Below are 1,689 nucleotides of genomic sequence, written 5' to 3' on the forward strand. Positions count from 1 at the left end.
TGTTCGTTACCCCGGCGAACACCGCTTCCGCGTTATAGTGGTAGCGTACCGTCGCCCCCAGCGGGTCCGTCGCTTCCAGCAAATTATCGAACGCCCCGTAACGGAACTGATAACGCTGCCCCAGCGCATCCGTCACCGCCGTCAGGTTACCTTCAACATCGTAACCAAACCGCGTTTCGCTGCCGTCTTCGTACACCACTTTCGACGGCGATTCGCGCCCCTGCGCCGTACCGCTTGTTGCGTGAAGCCCGTAATCTGAGTCAGGTCAGGCTCGCCGAACGCCTTAGCGTTGACCCGCGTGTCTATAATCGCTGGGAAAAAGGCGTGAGCGCCCCGCACCTTGAGACGGTGGTTAACATCGCTGATGTGCTTCAGGTGTCGATGGATGAACTGGTTGGCCGTAAGTCGGTATCGGATGAAGTGAAGGGGCAGACTCGGTGAGTGACAACGGCGAACTGACACTGGTCGGCGACTGGCTTCCCCTGAGCGGGTTACCCGGCCAGTCGTTAAGGATTGAGGCGCTGCCCGGCAGGATAACGATTCGGGCTGAAGTGGGGACGATGCTGGTGTAAAATACAAGCTGCTAAAAATAAAAAGCCGGAAGGATCATTGCGATCGCCTCCGGCTTTTTAATTAATACAAGCCTACCACGAATTTAATTTATTTATAGAATCAACAACCAAGCAACCAACATTTAAACTCATTGCACATTTTTTAAATAAAAAATACAAATCATTATCAAAAAAAATAAAAGCATCACCTGCTTCCGGCATATAGTGATTTATAATAAAAACACCATACCCCATATCTAGAATTTCTTTTATATCTTTACTATAAATCTGACCACCTTCCATTAACTTAAAAACGACAGGCTTTATTGGCTCGGGAGATAATGGTAAAGACTTTCTCTTCTTAATTTCATTTTTAAGACAACTTTTTTTGTAACTTTCAAAAATACAATATAAATCACCAATAGGTTTCTGTTTTGAATAAACATAAACCCCCTTCTTTTTAACAAGTTGGCTTTTTGTAACCTTCTCCATATTTGATTTATTTAAATAATATAAATTATCATCAAAAACCGCATTGATTATTTTTTTTCCATTATCGGTATTAAAGCCGTAAGGGCCAAAGCCATTTTGGTCAAAATCATATTGATAGCAAATACAATAAGCATCTAAATCATCATTAAGAACAAATGGTTCATTCCAATCAGGAAGGGGGAATTTTATAATCCTTTCATTTTTCACCATGTAAATATGATCTCCTCACCTTTAGAGTTAACAGAATGAACATGTCCACTCCCATGGTGTTCTGGAATATTAAGCTGACCAGCATCAGGATGTCCATCAGGATGTTCAAACCAATAGTTATCACCATCAGGATTTCTCCTACCTAAAACTTTTGCTCCTTTTGATTTCATTTCTTCCCAATTTTTTCCCCGACTGGTTTTATTTAATTCATCCATGCCAATATCTTCTCCACCTCTTGAATTACGAGGAACTTGAGCATGATCTTTAGCCTGAGTAATTGCATCTCTGCGACTTTTAGCCTTAACAACTTTTGTTTCCGGCTTATTCGGAGGATCACAGGCCTCTTTAGCCAACCCCAGCGGATCAACCCATTCTAACGGGTTATGAACATAGGCTTGAGGTCTCAGGCCACCCAGCAGCCCTATCGGGTCATAGG

The 1,689-nt window shown here is 43.0% G+C and carries 3 protein-coding genes and 2 pseudogenes; 2 read left to right on the plus strand and 3 right to left on the minus strand.

Going from position 1 to position 1,689, the window contains the following annotated elements:
- A pseudogene (locus OI69_RS18445) lies at positions 1-220 on the minus strand (RHS repeat domain-containing protein); the annotation flags it as partial.
- A gap of 17 nt (positions 221-237) precedes the next feature.
- On the opposite strand from OI69_RS18445, the gene OI69_RS20435 reads away from it, so the two are divergent.
- Positions 238-441: a helix-turn-helix domain-containing protein gene (locus OI69_RS20435; protein ID WP_407668782.1), complete on the plus strand. Its 204-nt coding sequence runs from the start codon at positions 238-240 to the stop codon at positions 439-441.
- Entirely contained in the window at positions 438-572 is a 135-nt protein-coding gene (locus OI69_RS20440) for a SymE family type I addiction module toxin (protein WP_080752667.1), read from the plus strand. The genes OI69_RS20435 and OI69_RS20440 overlap by 4 nt, the downstream gene beginning before the upstream one ends.
- A 72-nt stretch (positions 573-644) precedes the next feature.
- Here the strand turns inward: OI69_RS20440 and OI69_RS18455 are convergent, their stop codons facing one another.
- Positions 645-1,253 carry a hypothetical protein gene (locus OI69_RS18455; RefSeq protein ID WP_039354018.1) on the minus strand — a complete coding sequence of 203 codons (609 nt, stop codon included), beginning with the start codon at positions 1,251-1,253 and terminating at the stop codon, positions 645-647.
- Positions 1,247-1,689, minus strand: a pseudogene (locus OI69_RS20300) (hypothetical protein); the annotation flags it as partial. The gene OI69_RS18455 and the pseudogene OI69_RS20300, both read right to left, overlap by 7 nt.

The organism is Pectobacterium fontis, assembly GCF_000803215.1.
In the GTDB taxonomy this organism is placed as follows: Bacteria; Pseudomonadota; Gammaproteobacteria; order Enterobacterales; family Enterobacteriaceae; genus Pectobacterium; species Pectobacterium fontis.

Bases quoted from the DNA above. Each gene is read 5' to 3' on its own strand.
- OI69_RS18455 (WP_039354018.1), bottom strand. From the start codon at position 1,253: ATGGTGAAAAATGAAAGGATTATAAAATTCCCCCTTCCTGATTGGAAT.